Here is a 25368-nt window from a genome sequence, read left to right as displayed (position 1 = left end):
ATGTAATTGAAAGGAGTGGAGTAACAATGGAGGTAAGCCTTTTTTTAGGATTTTTTTGGGGGTGGATAACGGTTATCATCTCAGGAATACTTTTTGTGCGACCATCTATACTACGTGAACTGAAAAAATTAGTGGTAGAAGACAGAGGATTTGGAATTATGTATGGCTTTCTATCAATTTTCCTCGGGTTAGGTACGGTTATCCTACATAATGTTTGGACACTTAATTGGCAGGGACTTATTACACTTATTGCATGGCTCGCACTATTAAAAGGGATTTATGTAATTGCATATCCTGAACCATCCAAGAAAACCGATTTTGAAGTAAGGGTACTATCTACTCGTATAGTGCTTGCTATCCTTGGTGCTTTATCTTTATGGATGCTTATAATACTTTATATGAAATAGAGACAAATATTTATGATCATGAGAGTATGTAGGTGGGGAGTTTTGGGTAGCCCTTTGGAACGGGATGTTATAGTTAGCTGTAAATTTAGTGTTTCTTCCCTTGTAGATATGTTTTTATAAATAGTGAGATGGGCAAAACGAAGAGAGTCCTAAATAAATAGGATTCTTTTCGTTTTATAAAAGTGAATTTATCTTGTATTACTAATACAATTGATAATCATTTTTCCGGACTATTCGCAGTTATCTACCTTGGTATACTTAATATCGGCTATGTGACCATCTGGTCGAATCAAAATGGTATCTATATTTTTAACTCGGAATCTTGTATTTCTCCTACAACTATCTTTATGTGCGAATCAATATTCATTTTATTTATCTTATCTATATAAGAAGGGTGAATTAATAAAATAAATTTACCATCTTTCATTAATTCAAAGAGTTTATAACTTTTCTTATTTTGAGAAGAAATAGTGAGATTTGTACATCTTTTTCCTATCAATGGATGCCTATCTGTATCGTGCATCGACGAATACATAACCCCTAAACCACTTACTCTTTCAGATAAATCGTGATTTACCTCGGGGTATGTAAGCAAGTGCGAAAATAACTCCCTTAATTCCATTCCTGCGTTTGAAAAGTTTATCATTAATTGTTCTTGCGCTTGTACTTCCTTGAAAAATTGTTTTCCCACAGCATGTCGTTCAATATGATAACTTTCTAATAGGCTTTTATATTTTTTTTGTTTTATTGCGAGTCCTAATTTCCAGCCTATATTAAAAGCATCTTGTAAACCTACATTCAAACCTTGTCCTCCAGCAGGGAAATGAATATGTGCTGCATCCCCTGCTAAGAATACACGCTTATGTTGATAAGTATTTGCTAATTTGGTTGCATTGCCAAAACGAGAAAGCCATATTGTGCTCTTAATTTGAAGATGTTCACCTGTAATACTATAAATACTATCTATAAACTCCTTTTCTGTAACAGCAACATGAACGGGTATTGTCTGATTCTTAGGATCAACAATTGCAAAACGAAATACATCAGGTGCAATAGGCACCATTATTAATATCCCATTTATATTAGAAGTAGATAAAAATGGAGTATCTGGTATATTTTCTAAAATAACATCGCCTAATATAGCAGTAGTTGTTGTGTTTGTTCCATTAAACGGTATATTTGATAATTCACGTACTACACTTCTTGCTCCATCAGCTCCTATTACATATGGAACTTCTATTTTATATATTGTGTCTCTTTGTTCTATTTCTAGTTGTACGAATGTTTCATACTGTTTTAAGTCTTTCAGAGTATGCCCACGTTTAATGTCTACACCTAATTCCAATGCACGTTCTTCTAATATTTCTTCTGTAATAGATTGGGGAATAAAAAGTGTATATGGAAAATCAGTATCTAAATTTTTAAAGTTTAATCTTGTATCTAAGGCAGCAAAATGACTTGTATCTAATTTCTTACCTCTAGATAAAAATCGATTTTCAATGCCTCTCATGGCCATCAATTCCAGTGAGCGGGGGTGTAGTGTTAGTGCTCTAGAATTTCGTACTCGATCTAATCTTCTCTCTAAAACAATAACTTTTACGCCTTGAATAGCTAATTCGCATGCTGCCATAAGTCCAACTGGACCACCACCAACTACCGCTACATCATAATAATTTTCCATGTCATGCCCTCCATTTATTTAAGTGACTAAGAGCTAATGTAAAAAATTGTGAAAGTTATCTATTGTACGTATATAATTATACTTCATTTTAGTTTCCTTGGAAACTAAAATGAAGTTCCTTGGAAAAGTCTACATAGTAAATGTGGAATTAAAGGTATATAGCGTGTCTGCAGCTTCTTCTGCTTGTACTATTGGTGTTAAAAAGCCTATCGAGTTCCTTCTGGGAGTTGTAAAGGGTTTTCCACTATTCGTAGTTGGAAGGAAATGGTAGTGGCTTTAACTCCACTTCAAATAATTCGCTTTCAATTTCATTAAGTGCATACATTGATACAGGATATGGAGAGGTATTAGATAAGACTTGTGATGAAAGAAGCTCTCCTGATGAGGAGTAAAATGTAACAAACACTTGTGAAAATGGAGGGGCCATAATAATTACACGGTCAGTTTTTTGTAACGTATTAACCAACTCCAAAATAATATAGTTTTATAAAAATCAAAAAATAGATGAATGTAAAGAGATTATTATGGATACTTTTCCAATAGTGAATTAAGAAAATTAATAAACTCTTTACTCCATTGTAAACAATTTAAGAGCACACATTTATGCGTGCTCTTAGAATAGAAAGGTAGTTTTCTATGAGTAGGGAGTCCCCATACAATAAAATATGCTTGTCCAATTTAAATGTGAGAAGTTTTTTAATAAAAACGCTATTTGGTAAGTCTATGTAAAAAAATGTCTTGTACAGGCACTCTTTGCAAAGTGTGTTGTCTACTGTCGTGATTTTTGAAAAGCGATGAGAGCTATTAGCTAACTTATAAAACTAGCTAGTAAGCTCCTAAAAAAGAAACCCCACCGACCAGTTACTAGGGTGATAGTTAAGAAAAAGATTGGTATTAAAATAATCATTATTAAAGATGTTTCTTTATATGAAGTGAATCCCTAAAACAGGACATATTTCAAAACACCTAAACTCTCTATTGCCTAAATTCTTTAGGTAATAGAGGGTTTAATTTTTCTTGAATTCGCACACAATTGTAGCCCATTTGTCACTTATGATTGCTGTTAATTATATGGAGCATGTAGCAATAGGATTGAAGAAAGTCCCGATATTTGTGCATATTCCACTTCAGATTATTATATCGGTAATTTTTATTTGTTATTGTTATAATTCGCAAAAGGATACATTCATAGGGGGATATTTTAAAAGATTAGTGGTAATCAATATATAGTGTCAAATGCAGTGATGATGTTTTACTATGACTATGAGATAGCCTGTATTTTTCTAGGCATAATAAAACCACATCCCAAATTGTTGACTATATGTCTAACAACAACTAGGATGCGGTTCAATTAATAAAAAGTGTCTGAAGGAAATATAAGGTAAAAAGTATAGGATACTTTTGTTATAAAGAGTATTTATAGATGAATGTTATTGTTTTTTACTTCTGAAAGATTTGGGGTTCTAAATTACGAGTTGTTGGAGTACCTCTACTATAACATTTCAGTAGAAATATTGAACCACTAATATGAATGTAGAAGATTTAATAAAGACGGTAATGTTCTGTTAGTCATGTAATCTTTTCATTTGATGGTCTTTTCCCCATTCAAATAGTTCATCCATAATTTGCATTAAAGATTTTCCATGTTCGCTTATTGTGTACTCAACCTTTGGTGGTACTTCTTGATATACAGTACGATGGATAATCCCATCAGCCTCAAGTTGCCGAAGTTGCTGTGTGAGAACTTTTTGTGTAATGTTTGGAATTTCTCGTTTTATTTCATTGGTTCGCATTTTTCCATCCGCCAAAACACATAAAATATAAATTTTCCATTTTCCACCGATCACGTCGAGTGTCGTTGCGATTGGGCAATTATCATTTTGATTCATATAACACCTCCACAGGTACTTTAAGGTTCCTATAGCACTTTAAAGTACGTACTTTTCAATTATATGTGACTCACTCATACTAATACGTAAAGGATTGAATAATTTAAAAAGGGGATGGAAGATGATGAGAACACTTGTAATTGTAGCACACCCTGATATTGAAAAATCAAAAATTAATAAAAGATGGATCGAAGAACTTGAGAAACATTCGGATGAAATAACGGTGCATGAATTATATAAAGCGGCACCGAATTGGGAGTTTAATATCGAAGAAGAGCAAAAGCTATTAGTAGAACATGACAGATATATATTTCAATTTCCGCTTTATTGGTACAGTTCACCACCATTATTAAAAAAATGGTTTGACGATGTATTAACATATGGATTTGCGTACGGATCAAAAGGAGACAAAGTGAAAGGGAAAGAATTTGGTCTAGCTATTTCTATAGGTGGATTAGAAAAAGACTATGAAAATAGCGGAATTACAATGGAAGAGTTAACGAAACCATTTCAAGCTACTTGCTTATATACAGATATGAAATTTATACCTTCATTTTATTTATATGGTGCCGAATATAAATTAAGTGATGAAGAGATTGATAAAAGTGCACCTGAGTACGTACGATATGTGATGAATAAGGAGTATTCTAATATATAAGAGGAAATAGCCATTTACTTGTTAAGTAGATGGCTATTTTTATTAAATTTATATTCACTAAGTGTAATCTTTAGTAAATTAATAGTTAATCTGGTAAAATAAAAAACCTAACATATATAAAGGGGAGTTTTACTTGAGAACGATGCAAAAATTATTACAAAAAAGAGCAATGCAATCACCAAATTTGGAAGCGCTTGTAGGGGGAGAGAAAAGGTATTCGTTTCAGCAGTATAATGAACGAGTAAATCAGCTTGCACACTATTTGCTACATAACGGTGTACAAAGAGGGGATCGTATTGGAATACTATGCAAAAATAATCATCCGTTTCCAAGCGTTATGATGGCAAGTTTAAAAATTGGAGCTGTATGTATTCCGCTAAATCATCAGCTTACTGCTTTTGAATTAGAAACGATTGTAAAAGAAGCAAAATTAAAAGTGTTAGTTATTGATGAAGAATTTAAAGAAGTTTTATTAAAGATTGATGCTGTTAAAGAAATCTCTTATGTAATTAAAACGACAGAAGAAGGTTTTGGTTCATTTGAATTAACATTACAAGAACAGCCAATGACAGAACCGAACGTAGAAGTTCATGAAGAGGATGATGCGATTTACTTATTTACTTCAGGAACGACTGGACAGGCGAAAGCATGTGTTATTGGACATAAAAACTTACATCATTATTTTGCTGAGATTGCAGGACAAAGAGAAATTCCAGCAGGTGAGCGCTTTTTATCCGTGCATCCATTGTTTCATATGAGTGGCGTGCTTTCTATTTTAAATTGTATTTATCATGGCGTTACGATGATATTCTTAGCTGATCCGAATCCTACTCTTATTTGGGATAAGATTGAAGAAGAGAAAATTACGACAATGCTTGCATTCCCGGCTGTTTATAGCTACATGCTTGATGAGCTAAATAAAAAAGAACGTAACATTTCGACTTTTAAAGTAGCGCAAAGTGGTGGTACAAAAGTGCCAGAAACACTCATTCAAAAATATATGGAAAAAGGAATATATATGGTGCAAGGCTATGGTAGTACGGAAGGTTGGGTTGTAACTTCTTGGCATCCAATGATGGGGAAAGAAAAGATGTCTTCTGTAGGAAAAACGCTTAAACATGTAGAGCTGAAAATTGTTCATCCAGAAACAGGTGATGAACTAACAACAAATGAAGTTGGCGAAATTCATGTAAGAAGTCCATACATGTTTAAAGGATATTGGAATAATGAAAAGGCGACAAAGAAGGTAGTAAAAGATAATTGGTTTAACATGGGCGATGCTGGCATGATAGATGACGACGGATTCCTGCATATTATGGGAAGATATAAAGACGTTATCATACGCGGTGGTGACAACGTATATCCAGATCAAGTAGAAGATGTCATTCATGAAATACATGGTGTTTTAGAAGTTGCAGTAGTTGGGGTTCCAAATGACTTTTGGGGAGAGATTCCGACAGCGTACATTGTAAAAGACATGCAAACGTCTTTAACAGAAGAAGAAATTATGCAGCACTGTAAAGAAAAACTAGCAAGTTATAAAATACCCGAAGTTGTATTTATGGACAAATTACCGAAAAATGCTTTAGGAAAAGTGTTGAAGAGGGAATTAAGGGAAGATGTACTTGTAAAATAAAAAGTGATTAGATGATAAGGAATCCAGTTATGCAGTGAGAGCATGACTGGATTTTTGTTTGTAAGGAACATAATAATTTACTAGATTTTGTATTTTGTGTAAGATAATAAAGAATATTCAATTAATAATTCGAGGATGAGAGGTAAATGAAGCTACCATTATTAGAAGTAGAAACAGAGAGACTTATGATCCGTCCGTTCCAAAAAGATGATTATGAAAGTTGGTTAGATGGATTTAATAAGAGGCTGCCATCTCAATATAAATACGATGATGGTTATCATGACATGTCGTCTTCAACAAAAGAATGGTTCGCGGAATGGATAAGAGGTTTTGATGAAGCAGCACATCGAGATGAGATGTATGTATTAGGTATTTTTCGTAAAGAAGACGGGGCTAATATTGGAAAGCTAGAGCTAATAAAAATTTTACGTATAGATTATCAATGGGCGATGATGGGGTATTCCATACATAATCAATACTGGAAAAATGGATATGGTGTTGAAAGTGTGAAAAACGCGTTATCGTTATTTTTTAATAGTCTTCATTTTCATAGAATTGAATTACATATACGTGTTGATAATGAGCCATCCGTTCATCTCGCGGAAAGAGCAGGCTTTTCTTTTGAATGTAAGAGAGAGGCTTTTTCTTTAGAGAAGGATAAGTGGATGGATTTTCTTATTTATTTTAAAAATAAGGAGATGGATATATGAGAGTTCTAATTACAGGTGGAAATCGCGGTTTAGGGTTACAGTTAGTCAAAGTATTTCATGAAAATGGGCATATCGTTTATCCGTTAGTTAGAACTGAAGTTGCGGTAACGCAATTGAAGCAAATATTTAGTTGTAGATGTTTTCCTATATTGGCAGACTTATCGATTGATGAGAGTACGGAGCAAATTAAGAACCAGCTTAAGGAATATACGGAGCATATTGATCTAGTTATAAATAACGCTGGAATTACTGGAAAGGAGACTGAGATTTTACATACAAATTCAGAAGAGTTAACCGACTTATTTAATATTCACTGCTTAGGCGTAATTCGAGCTGTAAAAGGTACATATGTGGCTTTAGCTAAATCAGATCATCCGAGAATAATAAATGTGTCCTCTCGGTTAGGATCACTACATAAAATGGCGAACAAAGAGTTTCCGCAAGGACAGTTCTCATATTCCTATCGAATTGCTAAAGCTGCACAAAATATGTTAACACTCTGCTTACAACAAGAGTTTGAGGATAAAGGAATTCGTGTAACTGCTATTCACCCTGGAAAATTAAAGACTGACATTGGTGCTTTTGATGCGAATATGACTCCGGCTGAAGGAGCGCAAAATATATATGATTGGGTAATAGATTCAAATGAGGGTACTTCAGGGAAGTTTATTGAGCCAGGTGTGGGGGAATTGAAGTGGTAAAGTATGATCTTATAAGTATTCAATAACTATTTGGATTTTCATGGAGAATATGAAATGGTTTGCTACACATAAGTACAATTGGATAAAAAAAGAAAGTCCAGAATACATCCGGACTTTCATTATCTGTTCAACACTTCAATATACGAAGCATCTCCAGTTGTTCTTAAAGCAGAGCGGAAATTGTTGTTTTCTAACGTTTTAGCGACTTGTTGTAACTGCTGTGCATCATCATGATGGATAAGTAGGCTGTCGGCACCGCTTTCTTCTATATGAATGTGTTCGACATTTCCAATAGCATCATGTACAGCTTTTAAAAATTCAGGTTTCATATTGTCCTCCTATATGTATGTAACGTTGTTGTTAGTATTTCCTTATTTTTGAAATATAAAAGTAAATGAATTTTTGTTATATTAAGATTTTGGAAGGGGTTTCCTATTTGTTTGTCAAATAGTAGTAAAGTTGTCTTTTGAATTAAGGGAATCTTCGGAATTAAAGGGTGAGGGAATGAATATTTCAATAATTGCTACACAACTAGTTAAGGAGAAAGTTATTTCACATGATCCAAATAGCGTAAAAGTGCTGAATGGAGGAACGACAAGTACTGTATATTTGTTGGATGAAAAATATGTAGTAAAGCTGAATGAAGCGGAAGTAATATGTGAAGAAGCTCATTTTCTTTCTTTTTATGAGGGGAATACATTATTTTCAAAGCTTTTGTATAAGGAACCTTTACATACATATATTGTGTATTCTTTCCTTGAAGGGAGTACGTCGTGCGAACAAGGACATAAACGAAGTACGCTTAGAACACTTGTAAAAGAAGTTATCAATAAGTATAAAATTGTTCCAGAGGCAGAAGGCTGGGGATGGAAAGAAAGTCCGGTTCAATGTTGGAATGAATTTTTAACGGCAAATGTAATGGAAGCTTATGAAAATGTAAGACGTTACATAAGTGAGGAAGATTATAGAATTGTTCTTAAACTAGCAAATAGGGACGCCGGAGTAAATCAGCCATTTTTATTACATGGTGATTTCGGATTTCATAATTTTATATTCCAAGAGAATGAGCTGTATGGAGTAATTGATCCATTACCAGTGCTAGGAGATCCTATATATGATTTAATTTATGCATTCTGTTCAACTCCTGAAGATATAACAAAAGAAACGATTGATTATGTGATGAAACAATGTGTATTTCATAAAACAGAACGAGATTTATACGAGGAAATAGTAATAGGATTATATTTGCGTATAGATACATGTTTGAGACACCACCCGAAAGATTTAGAAGATTACTTAGTAGCTTGGCGTTATTGGATGGGCGAAATTGAGCCGGCTTTATAGTACAAATAGTTTGGGGGAGATAGTGAAATGAACATAGCAGAAGCAAAACGAGATTTAGCACAAAGAACGAAAAAAGGATTTCCAGTTATAATAGCTGGTATTTTATTTTGGGTTGTAGCGAGTATAACGGGTGTTCTTCTTTCAGAAAAGCAAGTTGTGTGGGTGTATTTAATTGGTATGGGTTGTGTGTTTCCTTGCGGCCTAATGATAGCTGCCATATTAAAAATTGATATGTTTGCGAAAGGAAATCCGCTAGGGACTTTAGCTGGAGTAATTGGTGGGATAAATGTATTAAATATTCCGTTTGTATTACTTGCCTATTTTCAATTTCCAGAGTGGTTACCTTTCGTAGTAGCGATGTTAATAGGTGTTCATTTTGTACCGTACGTTTGGATTTATGAAAGTAAAAGTTATGGTTTATTGTCAGTAGGGACTATATTCGTAACGTCAGTTTGCGGGATTCTTTTTGCAGACAATGGATTTACTGTAATTCCATTGTCAGTTACAGCAGTCTACTTACTAACTCTAATAGGTTTATTAATTGAAAATAAAAAAATAGATCATTATCAACAAAAATCAGCTTAATAAAAATATAGGGATAGGGGGAATTAGTATGAAAAATTTCGTTTGTACAACGTGCGGCGTACAGTATGCAGCGAGTGTGGAAGAACCGGTAAGTTGTGTTATTTGTGATGAGGAGAGACAATATGTGAATCCGAAAGGGCAATCTTGGACGACTTTAGAAAACTTGCGAACGAGTGATACATATAAAAATGAAATAATTGAAGAAGAGCATGGACTTTATAGCATTACGACAAAACCAAAATTTGCGATCGGTCAAACGGCATTTGTCATAAAAACAGGTTCCTATCGTTTATTATGGGATTGTATTACTTATTTAGATGAAACGACAATTGAGAAGATAAAAGAGTGGGGCGGGTTAGATGCGATTGCACTATCTCATCCTCATTATTATTCAACGCAAGTCGAATGGGCAGAAACGTTTGATGTACCAATTTATATACATGAAGACGATAAAGAGTGGGTAGTACGCCCGAGTAGTCGTATTATTTACTGGTCTGGCGAGTCTTTACAATTAGCGGACGGAATTACTATTCATCGTCTTGGAGGACATTTTAGCGGTGGTTCTGTATTATATTGGGAAGAAGGAAATGATGGGAACGGTATTTTATTAACAGGTGATATTATTCAAGTTGTAGCGGATCAGCAGTGGGTGAGTTTCATGTACAGCTATCCGAACTTAATTCCATTGCCAGCGAGAAAAGTGGAGGAAATGGCGAATCGAGTGAAGCCATTACAATTTAATCGTTTATATAATGCTTTTCACGGAGTAGTGAAAGAGAATGCAAATGAGGCAGTGGAACGTTCTGCTGAAAGGTATATTAAGGCGGTAGAAGGAAAGTTATTTCGTACGTAAAAGGAGATTTAGCTCTATGAAAACGTTAGTATGCTTCGGTGATAGTATTACAGCTGATGAAATATTTTTTGATGGAACGCCGAGGTTAACACCGCGTTTGCAGGAGATGTTTTCAAATTGGAAGGTGGTAAATGCGGGGGTTCCGGGTGATAATACGTTCGATGCGTTACATAGGGTTGAAGATGATGTACTATCACATAAACCAGACTTTGTAACAGTTTTTCTTGGTACGAATGATTCGGTATTATTTGATCCAGTACCATTACAAGTATACAAAGACAATTTAGAGAAGATTGTAAGTATGATTTTACCAGAAAAAGTATTACTTATTAGTCCTGCACCAGTTGATGAAGAACGCCAGCATAATAGAACCAATAAAGTACTTGGTCAGTATGCAGACGTAGTAGAGGAAGTGGCGAAGGAAACAGGAAGTTATTTTCTAAATTTATATGCTGAAATGATTCAAGAGCCTCATTATAAAAGATTAGTAGAAGATGATGAAAAAGACGGTTTACATTTTGGCCGACAAGGTTATGAATATGTAGCGGAGTTAATTGGTAAAAAGTTAAAAGGGATTTTGTAAGAAGCAAAGTGTGCGCGCTTTGCTTTTTTGTTCGCGTATTTCCTCCTACAATGTTGCTGTGTTCAATGCAGTAGCTTTTATTATGCTAAACATGTAGGAAAGAAATGAATAAAGTGGAATATAATTTGTTTCGCTAATGGAATGCATCCAAGACTTAACAGTTGATTAATTGAACTGTAAAGTTTAAAATTACAGTATAGTTTTTAGAAGTGAGTTGCCATCGTTTGTAAAAAACAGATAAATTAAATATTCTCGAATAAATAATATAACGTGTATTTCATTCTAAACTGTAATTTTTTTTAATACATTTCAATAATCTATATAATAATTTTAAAAAGTAAAGGAGTGTGTAAAATATGGTGGTTTTATATACGACAGCAAGCTGTAGTTCATGCCGAAAAGCAAAAGCATGGCTTGAAGAACATCAAATTGATTATACCGAAAAAAATATCGTATCAAATTCTCTTACAGTCGATGAGCTTAAATCCATTCTCCGTTTAACTGAAGATGGTGCTACTGAAATTATTTCAACTAGATCTAAAACTTTTCAGGAATTAAATATAAATATTGAGGCGCTTTCGCTTAATGAGTTTTATAAATTAATAATTGAGTATCCTCAAATGTTACGTCGTCCAATTATGCTGGATGAAAAAAGATTACAGGTTGGTTTTAATGAGGAAGAAATTCGTAAATTTTTACCGCGTAGCGTTCGAACATTTTTGAATATTGAATTGCAAAAAATGGCTAATTAATAAGTAATATTTTGAAAGGAGGAAACAGAAGTGATTGAAGTATGTGTTACAGTTAATTATAAAGATAGAAACTATCACACAAATGTTATTGTGAGTAAAGATACGATTTGGACAAAAATTAAACAATTGGCAGAAGAACAAGTTAAGAAACAGTGGACTGTTTAAATTTATTTGCAACTTAAAAAGCTAAATGAAGTTAGGAGATATAGGGGAGTTCTGATAGAATATAAAGGAATTTATTTTTTCATGCTAAGCATTATTCTTGAATATTTTAACATATTATCCGAAAGAAGTCTCCTTCCTCAGGTGTGTGAAACACGATAGTCTAGCGGCATTGCGGAGATGAATTTCGGTTTGGCGTAGCCAAACATTTGGTTTTCCTATTTATTTCGCCTCTGATATAATCAGTCTTATAAGAGGGGAATTTTGGTATAACAATGAAAGTAGATAATAATCTTGTAGTGTTCAGGTTGTGTGATCACCGTCATAGCTTATGGAAAATGAGGTGAATGGATATGCCAAAGCAGAATAAGGCGTATAAATTCCGTCTGTATCCAACAGAAGAACAAGCACATCTCATACGAAAAACATTCGGGTGTGTACGTTTTGTGTATAACAAAATGTTAGCTGAACGAAAAGAAGTATATGAAAAATATAAAGAGAACAAGGAAGAACTAAAGAAAGAAAAATTCCCTACTCCTGCAAAATATAAGACAGAGTATGAATGGTTGAAAGAAGTTGATTCATTGGCATTGGCCAACGCTCAATTAAACTTGCAAACTGCTTATAAGAATTTTTTTAGTGGTCAAAGTGATTTTCCTACATTCAAAAGTAAAAAGAGTAGAAAATCCTATACAACGAATCGAGTAAACGGAAATATTATGTTATTTCATGGTTATATCAAATTACCAAAATTGAAAATGGTGAAACTGAAGCAACATAGAGAAATCCCGCCAAAACATATCATCAAATCGTGTACGATTTCGATGACACCTACTGGTAAATACTATGTGTCCATCTTGACTGAATATGAAAAAGAGATTGTACAAAAAGAAGTACAAAGTGTAGTTGGATTAGACTTCGCAATGGCTGAATTGTACGTGAGTAGCGAAGATGAGAAAGCCAATTATCCTCGCTTTTATCGTCAGATGTTAGAGAAATTAGCGAAGGCACAACGAGTATTAGCAAGACGTGTGAAAGGTTCAGAACGCTGGAATAAACAACGAATTCGTGTAGCGAAGTTGCATGAAAAGGTCGCCAATCAACGTAAAAATTTTCTTCATCATAAGTCTAAAGAATTAGCTACGAGTTTTGACGTTGTAGCAATCGAAGACTTACATATGAAAGGAATGTCACGAGCATTTAGATTTGGTAAGAGTGTAGCGGACAACGGTTGGAGGATGTTCACGACATTTTTAGCATATAAGCTACAAGAACAAGGAAAACAGCTTGTAAAAATAGATAAATGGTTTCCTTCTACAAAGATGTGTAGTAATTGTGGAAATAAAAAAGAAATGCCATTATGTGAACGCACGTATGCGTGTTTGTGTGGACTCACAATTGGCCGTGATTATAATGCAGCGATCAATATCAAAAAGGAAGCCATCCGCTTATTAGTGTTGGCATAAATAGTAATAAAATAACCTTTGGAACAAGGGAGTTAGCTCGGCTGTCCTAGGACAAATTCGTTAGCTATCAAAAGTAGCGATGAACCGAGAAGCCCCTACTTCAAGTAAGCTCGTAAGAGGTACTAAGTGGTGGGTAGTTCACCGTTTGACTAACCTATCTGTAATATTTATGGCTACAGTATGTTACTAAGCAAGAAATCATATTTTTTATCGTAGGAGGACAACAATGAACAGCGACTTTACCTTGGCCATTCACAGTTTAACTTATTTAGCTTTACAGCCAGATCGGATGTCAACAAGTAATGCTATTTCAGCAAGTGCAGGTGTTCATCCAGTACGCATTCGCAAAGTGCTAAGTTTGTTAAAAAAACATAAGTTTATACAATCAAAAGAGGGAACTGGTGGAGGTTTTATTTTTGCCCGTGATTTAAGTGAAATTAATCTTTGGAATATGTATCAAATAACCTCTGAAGGTGCATTGCAGCCGAAGTGTCCAGAATCAAATGATCAGTGTATTGTAGGTTCGAATATGCGGAAAGTTCTTTTTGCTATTTTCTTAGGTGCGGAAGAACATCTAGGTGAATATTTAAAGAATTATACAATGAAAGAAGTTGTTGACCTTATCAATCAAGAACGTTAAGCGGCTTAATTATTATGTAGCCGTGAGTTCTTAAAAAATAACTGTAAATAAAAATATTACAGTTTAATTTAGTTGTTATATATTTTTTATCGTTACAAAAAATATTTATAAGAAGGTGAAAAAGTATGATGTCAAATAATAATCATGTTTTAAAAGTGGGAGATTGGGTTCGTGGAATATCAAATGAGGGTGAATTCATAGTTGGTTACATTGTATCACTTGATGAAGTAGAAGATGTAGTTACAGTTAGCATTGTGAAACGTGACGACAAGTACACAATGAACGAAGCGATTTTACTTTTTAGTAAACATGTTAACAAACTCCCTGAATCAAAGGTAATCAATAAGGAACAAATCCTTTATCTTATAGATCTTGCGTTATTAACAGGAGATGAAGAATGGTTTATTGAGCTTTCTGCAAAATTAAACTCGATAAAAGAGCTAGTTAATGGGGGATTTTAAAGCGTACATTAGCTATTTTTAATAGGGTGGATTGTGCAATAATATCATCTCTTTTGTTGCATTTTAATAAAAGAGGTGATTGATGGTATGAAAATGAAAATAATTAGCGTCATATGTTTTCTGAGTTTTTTATTACCCTGTATTTCCGCTCAAGCAATTGTAAAAAAAGAAAATAATAGAAATGAAAGCTTTGACATAGATTTAACCGGTTATGAACTTTATTCGTTTGGTGACTTTAATCAATTAGGTTATAAGATAACGCCGCTTACTCAACTGTTTTTAGGGATAGTTCAAACAGAAGGGGCATGGATTGATGAACCACGACTATATATTAAGGGAAATAAAGGGTATTTTCATCTTTGGAAAGAGGACGGTACGAATGTTCTTTATACCGTTGAAAAGAGCGGTGATTTTTGGAGAATTATAGATGTAAAAAGAAAGAAGATCAACAGAATACCTGTACCAAAACAGTTTTTAAAAGAGGTATTAATTAATCTCTTATTAGAGCCAATAAGTAAAGAAGTTGAAAACTATTATAAGGAACCAAAACTTTGGTATCGAGGTTTTGAAAAAATACTTGAAATAAAAACAGATAAAACAAACAGTATTTTTTATGTAACTGTTCAAATTCAAACTTTTGAGGGGGCACATAATCCACCTTATGGAGAGGACACAATTACTTTTCGTATAAAAGGAAATGATGTAAAAACGATTCATTACAAACATAGGGATATTCCTGAAGAAGAGTTAAAAAAACTCGAATTAAGATGACATGGAAGTGATTTGTTTGCGCACTCCTAATAACAATCATTTTGTATATAAGCTGTCCATATGGGCAGCTTATTATATTTTTTGCTTAGATTAGGTTTTTAAAAAGTGTATATGAATTCAATATTGATAATATATATCCTAAAAATTGGTTTATACATTTAAAAAGATATTTCTTTTTAACCACGTTAATTATTTAGTAGAATATCTTTTTAAAATTAAAATAAAATTTTTCGATAAAGAAAAATATAAATATTTTTAAAATGAGTAGCTTAAATAAACAATATTTTACTGTATTTTATGCTAATTAATTCCGTTTTAAGCGATAGGAACAAGGGTTGTGCACTAACTGTAAAATATTATCCATGTAAAATTATATCCAATTAATATTTCTGAAAATATAAAAATATTAATTTTATAAATATACACGTTATAATGAGTGCGTCGAGAGAAATTTTATTATCTCTGGAGAAAATATAAAAAATGCGATTATTAGTAAGAAAGGTGTGTGGTTAGAGGCGAAATGTATGTAAAGTGCTTCAGTGGCTTGTGTAATCAATACCATAAATGCTGCCGAAGCTATTAAAGTGATGTATAGAATTGAGAAAGAAATGCCTCATAAATGAAGAGAGGCCGGTTTAACTGAAATTACTGTTACAAGTAATTCAGAGAAACCATTAAAGTAATACACTGTTATTAGAAATGTTGCAACGTATTTATGAAGTCTATTCAATATTGTTCTCTTAAGCGGTCTTTATATAAAGAGCGGATATTACGAGTAAACTTTTTTGTGAACGCTAACATTTATGTTAGGACGCTAACTAGCGAATGTTTCAATTTGGATTCATTATGATGAAGGACATACAATGTGGGGCAACTTGTAAGGAATTCATTATCCAAAAAGGTAAATATTTGTTAGCAATAAAAAGAGACGCAGGAATAGATACAAGGGGGAGTTATTATATGAACGGGAATACTGCAAAGAAAATAGAAGTTCAAGCTGAAAATACCGCACTAAAAAATGAGCAATATGCAGATCCGAAAAAGTGGCATAAGCAGGATACTACATGGGCATTGAGCCTATTTGGAACTGCAATTGGAGCAGGGGTGCTCTTTTTACCGATTAATGCAGGTTCAGGTGGTTTATTATCTTTACTACTAATTACATTGCTTGCATATCCAGTTATGTACTACTCACATAGGGCACTTGCTAAAATGATATACGCTTCTAATTCTGCTGATGAGGGGATCACAGGTACAATTAGAGAGTATTTCGGAAATAAAGCGAGTATCATTTTTAACATCGTATATTTCGGTTCAATTTATACAATCGTACTAATGTATTCGGTTGCACTTACAAATACTGCAAGTAGTTTTATCGTGCATCAATTGCACATGCCAGAGCCTCCAAGGGCTATTTTATCACTTGTATTAGTTCTTGGTCTTATCGCTATACTGAATTTTGGTCAAGATATTACTGTAAAGGTAATGAGTATGCTAGTGTATCCTTTCATAGCTTCTCTACTGTTTATCGCAATATCTTTAATTCCACAGTGGAATACGTCAATGCTTAGTTTTTCAGCTGTTTCTACTGCTTCAACAGGAATAGGATATTTTGGAACGATATTAATGATTCTACCAATCATCGTATTCTCATTTAATCATTCACCTATGATTTCATCATTTGTTGTGAAACAGAGAGCTACGTATGGGATAGAAGCTACTGATGCTAAATGTGCGCAAATACAAAAGGTTTGTTATATCATGACATTTGCGGTTGTTATGTTCTTCGTCTGGAGCAGTACATTGAGTTTGACTCCAGATGATATTAAAATGGCAAAAGAGCAGAACTTATCAATCCTTTCATATCTTGCTAATGAGCTTAATTCGCCTGTAATCACTATTGCAGCTCCTATCATTGCTTTTGTGGCTATTACAAAGTCTTTCCTTGGCCACTATATCGGAGCATATGAGGTAATGCGTGACGTGATTATGAAGTTCGGTAAAACACGTGGAAAAGATATAGAAGAAAAAACAATTAAGACAATAATCCTTACTTTTGTCGTATTAACATGCTGGTATGTTGCTTATGCAAATCCAAGTATTCTTGGAATTATTGATTCTCTAAGTGGTCCATTAGTTGCTGCTATCTTATGTCTATTACCGATGTATGCGATTCAAAAAGTACCAGTACTAGCTAAATACAAAGGGAAAATGAGTAACGTATTTGTTATTATTGTAGGTGTACTTACTGTTTTAGCAAGTATTAAATCATTATTCTAATTCACGATTGTTAGTTCTATTGCAAAATAAAATAGAACGATTTTGGGACAGGTTTCTCCGTTTGGAGAGTCTGTCCTTTTTTAATGCGAAACAATTTTATCTTATTGATTTTATGTGATATTTCCGCATAATTGTAGCTAAGGGAGATGATTTCAAGTTGAGTAAACTGAATATTAGTACAACGATTTCAGGAGATATAATTGTTACCCGTCTTATTGGCAAGATTAAAACAGATGATGTTTATAAATGGTTTAATGGTTTCGAGCAGGTTTGTCAGCAATTCATTTCCGAGGGGCGGAAATACAAATTGCTGGTCGATAGAAAAGGATACATACCAGATCATTTTTCTGTTCAAAAAGCATGGAAAGAGAAGTTTTTCAATGAAACGATTTTGAATCACAGTAAGGCAATTGCTTTTCTCCTTGAAGAAGGGGAGATACTGAATTATTTACAACAGTCCAATACAAAAGAATCTGTAAAATTTTTCGATGATTATGAACAAGCATTCCTTTGGTTGAATGAATATCCCATATAAAACTTTTAGTGAACCAGTTGCTTAAGTAACTGGTTTTTTTATGTTTGCAAGTAGTATCTGGAAGAAAACTTCTATACGAAATGTTTAGCGCTAGAGGACATACATTTTTAATGAGTTAAATATAATTCATAATAGCACCAAGAAGAAAAGAGTACGCTTTACGGTATTACTTATATGGAAAGGGCGTACGATAGAGTCACAGAAATTCAAAAATATCAATGTGACATAAAGTGAGTAAGGGGGATAAACATATGAGTACTTCAAATTTGAATGAAATTAGTAAACAAATTTTAATAGAGGAGGAAACACTTCAATTTGCCTCTTTTACAAATGAAGATGCTTTGCAAATAGGTTTATTTATCGTTGAAACAGCGAGGAAAGAAGGGAAATTGATTGCTGTTGATATAGCGAAAAATGGTGTGCAACTATTTCATTTCAAGATGACAGGGACGACTGCGGAAAATACGCAATGGATTGAGCGTAAAAAACGAGTTGTTTCTTTGCATAATCATAGCTCGTATTATATGCAGATACAAAGTGAAATAACGGGCATTCCATATAATGAAAAATATCTTTTAGATAGGTCGGATTATGCTGCGTTTGGTGGTTGCGTTCCTGTGCAAATAAAAGATGTAGGAGTTATTGGAATGATAACAGTTTCAGGGTTACCACCAGAAGAAGATCATGAATTAGTTATAAGGGCAGTTAAAAATCATTTGAAACAATAATAAAAAGGCAAAACCGAACAAGAATATGTTCGGTTTTGCCTTTTTATTATTCAGTTCATGAACATATTTCTAATAAGATGTTACGGAATAAAAATCTTTAATTCGAGACACTTTTCTTGACGATTATAATCTATGTAGTTAATATGGTAGACATAACGTAATTAAATTACTAAAAGTAATTAAGTTATTTTATATAAGTAAAGGTGGGTAAGTAGCATGTGGTAAAAATGCTTTGAATTGCCACTATTAATATTGGGGACAATTAGAAAGCGACAACTATAAAAAATTAGAAGTTAAGAAGTAAGATTGGATCAACAATAATAGTAGCTTCTGTACAATGCATTCTTACTATAGTGGCAATGACTATACATCACGAGGAGGACTGAAATTGGAATCGATGACCTTTGTTTTATTTGGAGCGACAGGGGATTTAGCGAAAAGAAAAATTTACCCCGCGCTATATAACTTATATAGAGATCAAAAGCTTCCAAAGCCAATATCCGTTATTGGGCTTGGAAGACGTGAAGTATCTCATTTAGATTTTCAAAAAAGAATAAAAGAGTCCATAGAAACTTTTTCTCGTCGCAGAGAAGAAGGTACTCCGAAAATAGAAGATTTTTTAGAGTATTTTCGTTATTGTCCGTTAGATGTGAATAAGCCAGAAGATTATAAAAGGTTATTACAAGTAGTTCGTGAAAGGGAAGAAGAACAAAATATACAAGGGAATAGAATGTTCTACCTTTCAGTTACTCCTGACTTCTTTGAGACAATTGCTTTAAATATTAAAGAAAGTGGACTCGATGGAACGGATGGATGGAAGCGCCTGATGATTGAGAAACCGTTTGGTCATGATCTTACATCTGCCCGAGAGCTGAATGATAGGCTTAGTCGAACGTTTGAAGAAGACGAAATATACCGTATTGATCATTATTTAGGTAAACCGATGATTCAAAACATTGAAGCACTTGAATTTGCAAATCCTGTTCTTCAATCGATTTGGAATAAAGAACATATTGCGAATGTACAAATAACAGCTAGTGAAACGGTTGGGGTAGAAGAAAGGGCAGCATATTATGATCATGCAGGAGCCATTCGCGATATGGTTCAAAATCATATGTTGCAAATATTAATGATGACTGCTATGAATCTGCCGGAAAAGATAAATGCATGTGAAATTCGTGAGGAAAAACGAAAGGTAATGGAAACTCTTCGTAAAGTGAAAAAAGAAGACGTTCAGAACCATATCATTCGCGGACAATATGCTTCAGGGGAGATAAAAGGACAAGAAGTTGTAGCGTATAGAGAGGAGCCAGGAGTAAATCCTTCTTCTCAAACAGATACATATGTTGCGGCTCGCTTATGGATTGATAACCCATTTTGGACTGATGTTCCTTTTTATATACGAACAGGAAAAAGAATGAAAGAAAAGTCTACTCGTATTGTAATTGAATTTAAAAATACGTTAAAACAGCAATATCAAGATAGTAATCCTAATGCAGAGCCTAATTTGTTAATCATTGAAATTAGCCCAAATGAAAATGTTTCACTCCAATTAAATAGTAAAAATCCATTGAACAATGGAGAGCTTGAACCGATCCGAATTCATTTTACTTGTGAGCAAACAGGAGTGGGAATACCGGAAGCTTATGAAAGACTCATTTATGATGCTATATGTGGAGATGCTACATTCTTTGCACACTGGAGAGAAGTTGAATTGTCATGGGAATGGGTGCAGCCAATACTTGAAGCATTCGAAGAAAACTTGTTACCTCTTCATGAATATGAGTCTGGCTCGTATGGTCCGGATGCTGCTCATGCTCTATTACAAGAAAGTGAATTTAAATGGTGGTTAGATGAGGGATTGAAAAAATAAGTACATTCTTATAAGTAAAGCAATACGAAAAAAAGATATTCATCATTTTATTAACATGTATTTATGATGAAAGGTAATTCAAGGAGGAATTATATTATGAGAGTAGGATTAATTGGTTTAGGTAAAATGGGATTAAATTTAGGGAAGAATTTAATGGATCATAAACATGAAGTAGCGGCATTCGATTTAAATACGAGTGCGGTGGAAGAAATGAAAGAGTATGGTGCTACAGGTGTATCTAGTTTAAGCGAACTCGTTCAATCATTGGAATCACCAAGAATTCTTTGGGTAATGGTTCCGCACGCTGTTGTTGATTCTGTTATTAATGAGATTACTCCGCTGTTATCAAAAGGAGATATTTTAATTGAAGCTGGTAATTCACATTATAAAGAGTCTATTCGCCGATATGAGCAATTAAAGAAAGATGGTATTCACTTTATGGATGCAGGAACTTCTGGCGGAATGGAAGGTGCTCGTAATGGTGCTTGTTACATGATCGGAGGAGATCAAGAAGCTTGGGACATCGTTGAACCTATCTTCCGTGATACAGCTGTAGAAAATGGATTCTTATATGCAGGGAAAGCTGGTAGCGGTCACTTCTTAAAAATGATTCATAACGGAATTGAATACGGAATGATGGCTGCTATTGGTGAAGGATTTGAGGTTTTAGAGAAGAGTGAATTTGATTACGATTATGAAAAAGTATCAAGAGTATGGAACAACGGTTCAGTCATTCGTTCATGGTTAATGGAATTGACTGAAAATGCATTTTCTAAAGATGCAAAACTGGATGAAATTAAGGGCGTTATGCATTCTTCTGGTGAAGGGAAATGGACAGTAGAAACAGCATTAGACCTTCAAACAGCAACGCCTGTTATCGCAATGTCTCTATTAATGCGCTACCGCTCATTAGATAATGATACATTTACAGGGAAAGTTGTAGCAGCACTGCGCAATGAATTTGGCGGACATGCAGTAGAAAAGAAATAAACATTTTAAAAGTATAACTCGTTAACGTTTAAAAAATGGAGGGAATAAATCATGAAGTTTTTTATTGATACTGCAAATCTTGAGGACATAAAAAAAGCATATAAACTAGGTGTTTTAGCTGGTGTTACAACGAATCCGTCTTTAGTAGCGAAAGAAGGCATTAAGTTTGAAGACCGTATTGCAGAAATTTGTCAGGCAGTACCTAACGTTGAATCTGTTTCGGCAGAAGTAACTCCAGATGTTGTAGCAGCTGAAGAAATGATCTCCCAAGCAGAAGAACTGATTAAAATTAATGGTGGCGATAAAAACATCACGATAAAACTTCCGATGACACTAGCAGGATTAGAAGCTTGCCGCTACCTTACTGAAAAAGGTGTGAAAACGAACGTTACACTTATTTTCACTGTGAACCAAGCTCTTTTAGCTGCTCGAGCAGGTGCAACGTACGTTTCTCCATTTTTAGGTCGCTTAGATGATATTTCTGAAGATGGCGTACTATTAGTTGCTAAAATTGCTGAATTATTCGATGTGCATCAATTAGATACACAAATTATTGCGGCTTCTGTCAGACACCCAGACCATGTCACTCGTGTAGCGATGGCAGGTGCACATATTGCTACAATTCCTTATAAAGTCATTGAACAACTTGCTATGCATCCACTAACAGATCAAGGTATTGAAAAGTTTGCTGCGGATTGGGCGAAAGCGCCTAAGTTATAATGTGGTGAGGCTGTCGCTTTTCAAAATAGCACTATAGTTATAAAAAGGACCTCCTTATGAGAGTGAAGTTTGTTAAAACGTAGCTCTCATAAGGGAGCGTCTTTTTTGTATAAATCAGGGGCTCTTTTGTTATAGGAATATTTTGAAAGGGGTTACATAGTGAACTCAAAATACATGATTGGTGTAGATATTGGGACAACTAGTACAAAATCAGTTTTGTTTTCGATTGATGGATCAGTTATTGCAAGTCATGGAATTGAATACCCTTTATATTCTCCCGCACCAGAAATAGCAGAACAAGATCCAGAAGAGATTTTTCAAGCGGTCATACATACGATTAAAGAAACTATACGATCAAGTAATATACAGCCAGTTGATGTTCTTTGTGTTTCTTTTAGTTCGGCCATGCATAGTGTCATTGCTGTAGACGAAGTAGGGAAGCCGTTAACGAGATGTATCACTTGGGCAGATAATAGAAGTGCAAGCTGGGCAGAAAAAATAAAGAATGATATGAATGGTCATGAAATTTACCTTCGTACTGGAACACCAATTCATGCTATGTCACCACTTTCGAAATTAGTTTGGCTTAAAAATGAACATGCTGAATTGTTTGCAAAAAGCTATAAATTCATTTCTATTAAAGAGTATGTGTTCTATAAGTTATTTAAGGAATATGTAATTGATTATTCTATAGCATCAGCAACAGGAATGTTTAATTTGAAATCTTTAAAATGGGATGAAGAAGTTCTTCGTGTTGCAGGAATTACAGATGAAAAGCTATCTACAGTTGTTCCAACGACGCACAGTTTAATCGGGATAAATGAAGAACTTGCAAGAGAGATGAATGTACTTGTTACTACTCCTTTTATAGTCGGTGCGAGTGATGGAGTACTATCGAATTTAGGTGTGAATGCAATAGAACCTGGGGTTGTTGCTATTACAATTGGTACGAGCGGTGCAGTACGAGTTGTAACAAATCAGCCTGTAACGGATCCGAAAGGTAGGACTTTTTGTTACGCGTTAACTGAGGACCTTTGGGTAATTGGTGGACCGGTTAATAATGGTGGCATGATTTTTAGGTGGGTTCGCGACCAATTATGTACGTTAGAAGTTGAGGATGGGAAGCGCTTAGGAAAAGATCCTTATGAATTGCTTACTGAAATAGCAGCGAAAGTGAATCCTGGATCGGATGGTTTATTATTTCATCCGTATTTAGCAGGAGAAAGAGCTCCTTTATGGAATGCGAATGCGCGTGGATCTTTCTTTGGGCTTGGGCTACATCATAAGAAAGAGCATCTTATCCGTGCTGTTTTAGAGGGAATCATTTATAACTTGTATACAGTTCTTCTTGCTTTAAAAGAGCTAATTGGTGAACCGAAAAAAATTCAAGCGACAGGTGGCTTTGCAAGATCGGAACTTTGGAGACAGATGATGGCGGATATTTTTCATCAAGACGTATATGTTCCTGAAAGTTTCGAAAGCTCTTGCTTAGGAGCGGCAATCCTCGGGTTATATAGTTTAGGTGAAATAGATACATTACATGTAGTTTCTCATATGGTAGGTGCCAATTTTTATCATGAGCCAAACATGGAAAGTGTGGAGAAATATAAAGAATTAATACCGATCTATATTCGTCTGGCCCGTCATCTAGAAGAAGAATATGAGAGTATAGCGGCTTTTCAGAAAAAGTGGGTTTAGAGGCTATTTGGCAGGGAAATATGGTAACTTATAAAGAGGTACTCCGATTTTTTAGGATACTCTTTCAACATAAAATATTTTAAGAAGTATGGTGAATGAAAAATATAGGGAGAGGGTTATGAAAATGACGGATAACAAAGAGTTTATTGGATATGTTGGAACGTACACGAAAGAAAATAGTGAAGGGATATATACTTTTACATTAAATACAGAAGCACAAAAAGTTAGTAATGTAGCACTTGCGGCAAAGCTAGATAACCCTACATATGTAACGATTAGCAAAAATAATCAATATCTCTATTCTGTTGTTAAGGAAGGCGAATCTGGTGGTGTAGCTGCCTATTCGATTCATAGTCATACTGGAGAGCTAACAGAACAAAACAGACAAGTAGTAGAAGGGGCTTCTCCTTGTCATATTAGTGTGGATAGTGAAAATGGTACGGTAGTTACAGCGAATTACCATAAAGGAACGATAGAGTCTTTCGTAGTTAATGAAGAAGCTGGAACTGTAAATGCTGCCACATCTATTATTACACATGAAGGTTCAGGTCCGAATAAAGAAAGACAAGAAAAACCACATGCACATTACGCGGGATATACTCCTGATGAAAAATATGTAGTGGGCGTTGATTTAGGGATAGATAAAATCATTACGTATGAAATAAAAGATAGTAAGTTAAAAGAAGTAAATAGCTTGTCTGTAAAACCAGGAAGTGGTCCGAGACATATTACTTTTCACCCGAACGGAAGGCACGCTTATGTGATGACTGAACTGAGTTCGGAAGTCATTACGTTATCATATAATCCAGAAGAAGGGTCCTTTACAGAATTACAGTACATTGCTACAGTGCCGAAAGAATTTGATGACAATAGTCAAGGAAGTGCGATTCATATTTCTTCTGACGGCCGTTTTGTATATGCGGGTAATCGTGGTCATAATAGTATTGCTGTTTTCAGTGTGGATCAAAATGCAGGCCAGCTTACATTTGTTGCACATACATCTACAGAAGGAAATTGGCCGAGGGACTTTGTGTTAGACCCGACTGAAAAGTTTCTTGTTGCTACAAATGAAAAATCACATAATCTTGTGTTATTTTCAAGAAGTGAATCTACAGGTAAGTTAACGCTTATCCAATCTGACGTTGTTGTGCCAGAGCCTGTTTGTGTTAAATTTTTAAATATTTAAGTTGTGTTCGATATATTTGAAAAATCGTTGATATAATTTCATAAGTCTAAAAAAAGCAA

25 protein-coding genes and 1 pseudogene are annotated in these 25368 nt (G+C 34.3%); 23 read left to right on the top strand and 3 right to left on the bottom strand.

Features of this window, described 5'->3' with window-relative positions:
• The first annotated feature begins 26 nt into the window (after positions 1-26).
• Entirely contained in the window at positions 27-407 is a 381-nt protein-coding gene (locus tag JDS82_RS09915; RefSeq protein WP_048525572.1) for a hypothetical protein, read from the top strand.
• Positions 408-637: 230 nt separating this feature from the next.
• On the opposite strand, the pseudogene JDS82_RS09910 reads toward JDS82_RS09915, so the two are convergent.
• Positions 638-2088, bottom strand: a pseudogene (locus JDS82_RS09910) (FAD-dependent monooxygenase).
• Between the two features lie 1565 nt (positions 2089-3653).
• The gene (locus tag JDS82_RS09905) at positions 3654-3977 is read right to left on the bottom strand and encodes a winged helix-turn-helix transcriptional regulator (RefSeq protein ID WP_098057259.1); all 324 of its coding nucleotides are present in this window, start codon (positions 3975-3977) and stop codon (positions 3654-3656) included.
• A gap of 124 nt (positions 3978-4101) precedes the next feature.
• Between JDS82_RS09905 and JDS82_RS09900 the strand changes: the two genes are divergently transcribed.
• The 4 genes from JDS82_RS09900 (at position 4102) to JDS82_RS09885 (ending at position 7682) form a co-directional block, all read left to right on the top strand.
• Positions 4102-4635, top strand: a complete 534-nt coding sequence (locus JDS82_RS09900; protein WP_048560108.1) for an NAD(P)H-dependent oxidoreductase — start codon at positions 4102-4104, stop codon at positions 4633-4635.
• 133 nt (positions 4636-4768) lie between these two features.
• Positions 4769-6271: a class I adenylate-forming enzyme family protein gene (locus tag JDS82_RS09895; protein WP_001259940.1), complete on the top strand. Its 1503-nt coding sequence runs from the start codon at positions 4769-4771 to the stop codon at positions 6269-6271.
• Positions 6272-6417: 146 nt separating this feature from the next.
• Positions 6418-6981, top strand: a complete 564-nt coding sequence (locus JDS82_RS09890; RefSeq protein ID WP_061672766.1) for a GNAT family N-acetyltransferase — start codon at positions 6418-6420, stop codon at positions 6979-6981.
• Positions 6978-7682, top strand: coding sequence for an SDR family NAD(P)-dependent oxidoreductase (locus JDS82_RS09885; RefSeq protein ID WP_199713163.1), 705 nt, complete (start codon positions 6978-6980; stop codon positions 7680-7682). The genes JDS82_RS09890 and JDS82_RS09885 overlap by 4 nt, the downstream gene beginning before the upstream one ends.
• 119 nt (positions 7683-7801) lie before the next feature.
• Here the strand turns inward: JDS82_RS09885 and JDS82_RS09880 are convergent, their stop codons facing one another.
• The gene (locus tag JDS82_RS09880) at positions 7802-8011 is read right to left on the bottom strand and encodes a hypothetical protein (RefSeq protein WP_000801653.1); all 210 of its coding nucleotides are present in this window, start codon (positions 8009-8011) and stop codon (positions 7802-7804) included.
• Between the two features lie 175 nt (positions 8012-8186).
• Here JDS82_RS09880 and JDS82_RS09875 point away from each other — a divergent pair, with 175 nt between their 5' ends.
• From JDS82_RS09875 to JDS82_RS09790, 18 genes are all read left to right on the top strand, one after another.
• Positions 8187-9026 (top strand): phosphotransferase, encoded by an 840-nt coding sequence (locus JDS82_RS09875; RefSeq protein ID WP_199713162.1) that lies wholly within the window; start codon positions 8187-8189, stop codon positions 9024-9026.
• 27 nt (positions 9027-9053) lie between these two features.
• Positions 9054-9611 (top strand): DUF7010 family protein, encoded by a 558-nt coding sequence (locus tag JDS82_RS09870; RefSeq protein WP_199713161.1) that lies wholly within the window; start codon positions 9054-9056, stop codon positions 9609-9611.
• Positions 9612-9639: 28 nt separating this feature from the next.
• The gene (locus tag JDS82_RS09865) at positions 9640-10464 is read left to right on the top strand and encodes an MBL fold metallo-hydrolase (protein WP_199713160.1); all 825 of its coding nucleotides are present in this window, start codon (positions 9640-9642) and stop codon (positions 10462-10464) included.
• Between the two features lie 16 nt (positions 10465-10480).
• Complete coding sequence (locus tag JDS82_RS09860; protein WP_199713159.1) at positions 10481-11047, top strand: SGNH/GDSL hydrolase family protein; 567 nt, start codon at positions 10481-10483, stop codon at positions 11045-11047.
• Positions 11048-11403: 356 nt separating this feature from the next.
• Positions 11404-11799 carry a transcriptional regulator SpxA gene (gene spxA, locus JDS82_RS09855; RefSeq protein WP_048560056.1) on the top strand — a complete coding sequence of 132 codons (396 nt, stop codon included), beginning with the start codon at positions 11404-11406 and terminating at the stop codon, positions 11797-11799.
• Positions 11800-11829: 30 nt separating this feature from the next.
• Positions 11830-11964 carry a BA3454 family stress response protein gene (locus tag JDS82_RS09850; protein ID WP_000573513.1) on the top strand — a complete coding sequence of 45 codons (135 nt, stop codon included), beginning with the start codon at positions 11830-11832 and terminating at the stop codon, positions 11962-11964.
• A 350-nt stretch (positions 11965-12314) separates the two neighbouring features.
• Entirely contained in the window at positions 12315-13427 is a 1113-nt protein-coding gene (locus JDS82_RS09845; RefSeq protein WP_199713158.1) for an RNA-guided endonuclease TnpB family protein, read from the top strand.
• Positions 13428-13653: 226 nt separating this feature from the next.
• Complete coding sequence (saiR, locus tag JDS82_RS09840) at positions 13654-14067, top strand: Rrf2-family transcriptional regulator SaiR (RefSeq protein WP_048560053.1); 414 nt, start codon at positions 13654-13656, stop codon at positions 14065-14067.
• A gap of 125 nt (positions 14068-14192) precedes the next feature.
• Positions 14193-14528, top strand: a complete 336-nt coding sequence (locus JDS82_RS09835; RefSeq protein ID WP_048560052.1) for an IDEAL domain-containing protein — start codon at positions 14193-14195, stop codon at positions 14526-14528.
• Positions 14529-14615: 87 nt separating this feature from the next.
• Entirely contained in the window at positions 14616-15299 is a 684-nt protein-coding gene (locus tag JDS82_RS09830) for a DUF3888 domain-containing protein (protein WP_048560051.1), read from the top strand.
• Between the two features lie 960 nt (positions 15300-16259).
• The gene (locus JDS82_RS09825) at positions 16260-17579 is read left to right on the top strand and encodes an aromatic amino acid transport family protein (RefSeq protein ID WP_199713157.1); all 1320 of its coding nucleotides are present in this window, start codon (positions 16260-16262) and stop codon (positions 17577-17579) included.
• A gap of 127 nt (positions 17580-17706) precedes the next feature.
• Entirely contained in the window at positions 17707-18114 is a 408-nt protein-coding gene (locus JDS82_RS09820) for an STAS/SEC14 domain-containing protein (RefSeq protein WP_239661422.1), read from the top strand.
• A gap of 251 nt (positions 18115-18365) precedes the next feature.
• Positions 18366-18842, top strand: a complete 477-nt coding sequence (locus JDS82_RS09815; RefSeq protein ID WP_048560048.1) for a heme-degrading domain-containing protein — start codon at positions 18366-18368, stop codon at positions 18840-18842.
• A gap of 388 nt (positions 18843-19230) precedes the next feature.
• Positions 19231-20715, top strand: coding sequence for a glucose-6-phosphate dehydrogenase (gene zwf, locus JDS82_RS09810; RefSeq protein WP_048560047.1), 1485 nt, complete (start codon positions 19231-19233; stop codon positions 20713-20715).
• A 96-nt stretch (positions 20716-20811) separates the two neighbouring features.
• Positions 20812-21705, top strand: coding sequence for a phosphogluconate dehydrogenase (NAD(+)-dependent, decarboxylating) (gene gnd / locus JDS82_RS09805; RefSeq protein ID WP_048560046.1), 894 nt, complete (start codon positions 20812-20814; stop codon positions 21703-21705).
• 51 nt (positions 21706-21756) lie between these two features.
• The gene (fsa, locus tag JDS82_RS09800) at positions 21757-22425 is read left to right on the top strand and encodes a fructose-6-phosphate aldolase (protein WP_000667685.1); all 669 of its coding nucleotides are present in this window, start codon (positions 21757-21759) and stop codon (positions 22423-22425) included.
• Between the two features lie 156 nt (positions 22426-22581).
• Positions 22582-24123 (top strand): gluconokinase, encoded by a 1542-nt coding sequence (gene gntK / locus JDS82_RS09795; RefSeq protein WP_199713227.1) that lies wholly within the window; start codon positions 22582-22584, stop codon positions 24121-24123.
• Positions 24124-24247: 124 nt separating this feature from the next.
• Complete coding sequence (locus JDS82_RS09790; RefSeq protein WP_199713226.1) at positions 24248-25309, top strand: lactonase family protein; 1062 nt, start codon at positions 24248-24250, stop codon at positions 25307-25309.
• Positions 25310-25368 lie beyond the last annotated feature (59 nt).

The sequence above is a fragment of the Bacillus cereus group sp. N14 genome, from assembly GCF_016483555.1.
GTDB classification, from domain to species: domain Bacteria; phylum Bacillota; class Bacilli; order Bacillales; family Bacillaceae_G; genus Bacillus_A; species Bacillus_A wiedmannii.
Note: the sequence above shows the minus strand (reverse complement) of the source record. Positions and strands in the feature narration are given on the sequence as shown.

Bases quoted from the DNA above. Each gene is read 5' to 3' on its own strand.
- JDS82_RS09915 (WP_048525572.1), top strand. From the start codon at position 27: ATGGAGGTAAGCCTTTTTTTAGGATTTTTTTGGGGGTGGATAACGGTT.
- JDS82_RS09905 (WP_098057259.1), bottom strand. From the start codon at position 3,977: ATGAATCAAAATGATAATTGCCCAATCGCAACGACACTCGACGTGATC.
- JDS82_RS09900 (WP_048560108.1), top strand. From the start codon at position 4,102: ATGAGAACACTTGTAATTGTAGCACACCCTGATATTGAAAAATCAAAA.
- JDS82_RS09890 (WP_061672766.1), top strand. From the start codon at position 6,418: ATGAAGCTACCATTATTAGAAGTAGAAACAGAGAGACTTATGATCCGT.
- JDS82_RS09885 (WP_199713163.1), top strand. From the start codon at position 6,978: ATGAGAGTTCTAATTACAGGTGGAAATCGCGGTTTAGGGTTACAGTTA.
- JDS82_RS09880 (WP_000801653.1), bottom strand. From the start codon at position 8,011: ATGAAACCTGAATTTTTAAAAGCTGTACATGATGCTATTGGAAATGTC.
- JDS82_RS09875 (WP_199713162.1), top strand. From the start codon at position 8,187: ATGAATATTTCAATAATTGCTACACAACTAGTTAAGGAGAAAGTTATT.
- JDS82_RS09870 (WP_199713161.1), top strand. From the start codon at position 9,054: ATGAACATAGCAGAAGCAAAACGAGATTTAGCACAAAGAACGAAAAAA.
- JDS82_RS09865 (WP_199713160.1), top strand. From the start codon at position 9,640: ATGAAAAATTTCGTTTGTACAACGTGCGGCGTACAGTATGCAGCGAGT.
- JDS82_RS09860 (WP_199713159.1), top strand. From the start codon at position 10,481: ATGAAAACGTTAGTATGCTTCGGTGATAGTATTACAGCTGATGAAATA.
- spxA (WP_048560056.1), top strand. From the start codon at position 11,404: ATGGTGGTTTTATATACGACAGCAAGCTGTAGTTCATGCCGAAAAGCA.
- JDS82_RS09845 (WP_199713158.1), top strand. From the start codon at position 12,315: ATGCCAAAGCAGAATAAGGCGTATAAATTCCGTCTGTATCCAACAGAA.
- saiR (WP_048560053.1), top strand. From the start codon at position 13,654: ATGAACAGCGACTTTACCTTGGCCATTCACAGTTTAACTTATTTAGCT.
- JDS82_RS09835 (WP_048560052.1), top strand. From the start codon at position 14,193: ATGATGTCAAATAATAATCATGTTTTAAAAGTGGGAGATTGGGTTCGT.
- JDS82_RS09830 (WP_048560051.1), top strand. From the start codon at position 14,616: ATGAAAATGAAAATAATTAGCGTCATATGTTTTCTGAGTTTTTTATTA.
- JDS82_RS09825 (WP_199713157.1), top strand. From the start codon at position 16,260: ATGAACGGGAATACTGCAAAGAAAATAGAAGTTCAAGCTGAAAATACC.
- JDS82_RS09815 (WP_048560048.1), top strand. From the start codon at position 18,366: ATGAGTACTTCAAATTTGAATGAAATTAGTAAACAAATTTTAATAGAG.
- gnd (WP_048560046.1), top strand. From the start codon at position 20,812: ATGAGAGTAGGATTAATTGGTTTAGGTAAAATGGGATTAAATTTAGGG.
- fsa (WP_000667685.1), top strand. From the start codon at position 21,757: ATGAAGTTTTTTATTGATACTGCAAATCTTGAGGACATAAAAAAAGCA.
- JDS82_RS09790 (WP_199713226.1), top strand. From the start codon at position 24,248: ATGACGGATAACAAAGAGTTTATTGGATATGTTGGAACGTACACGAAA.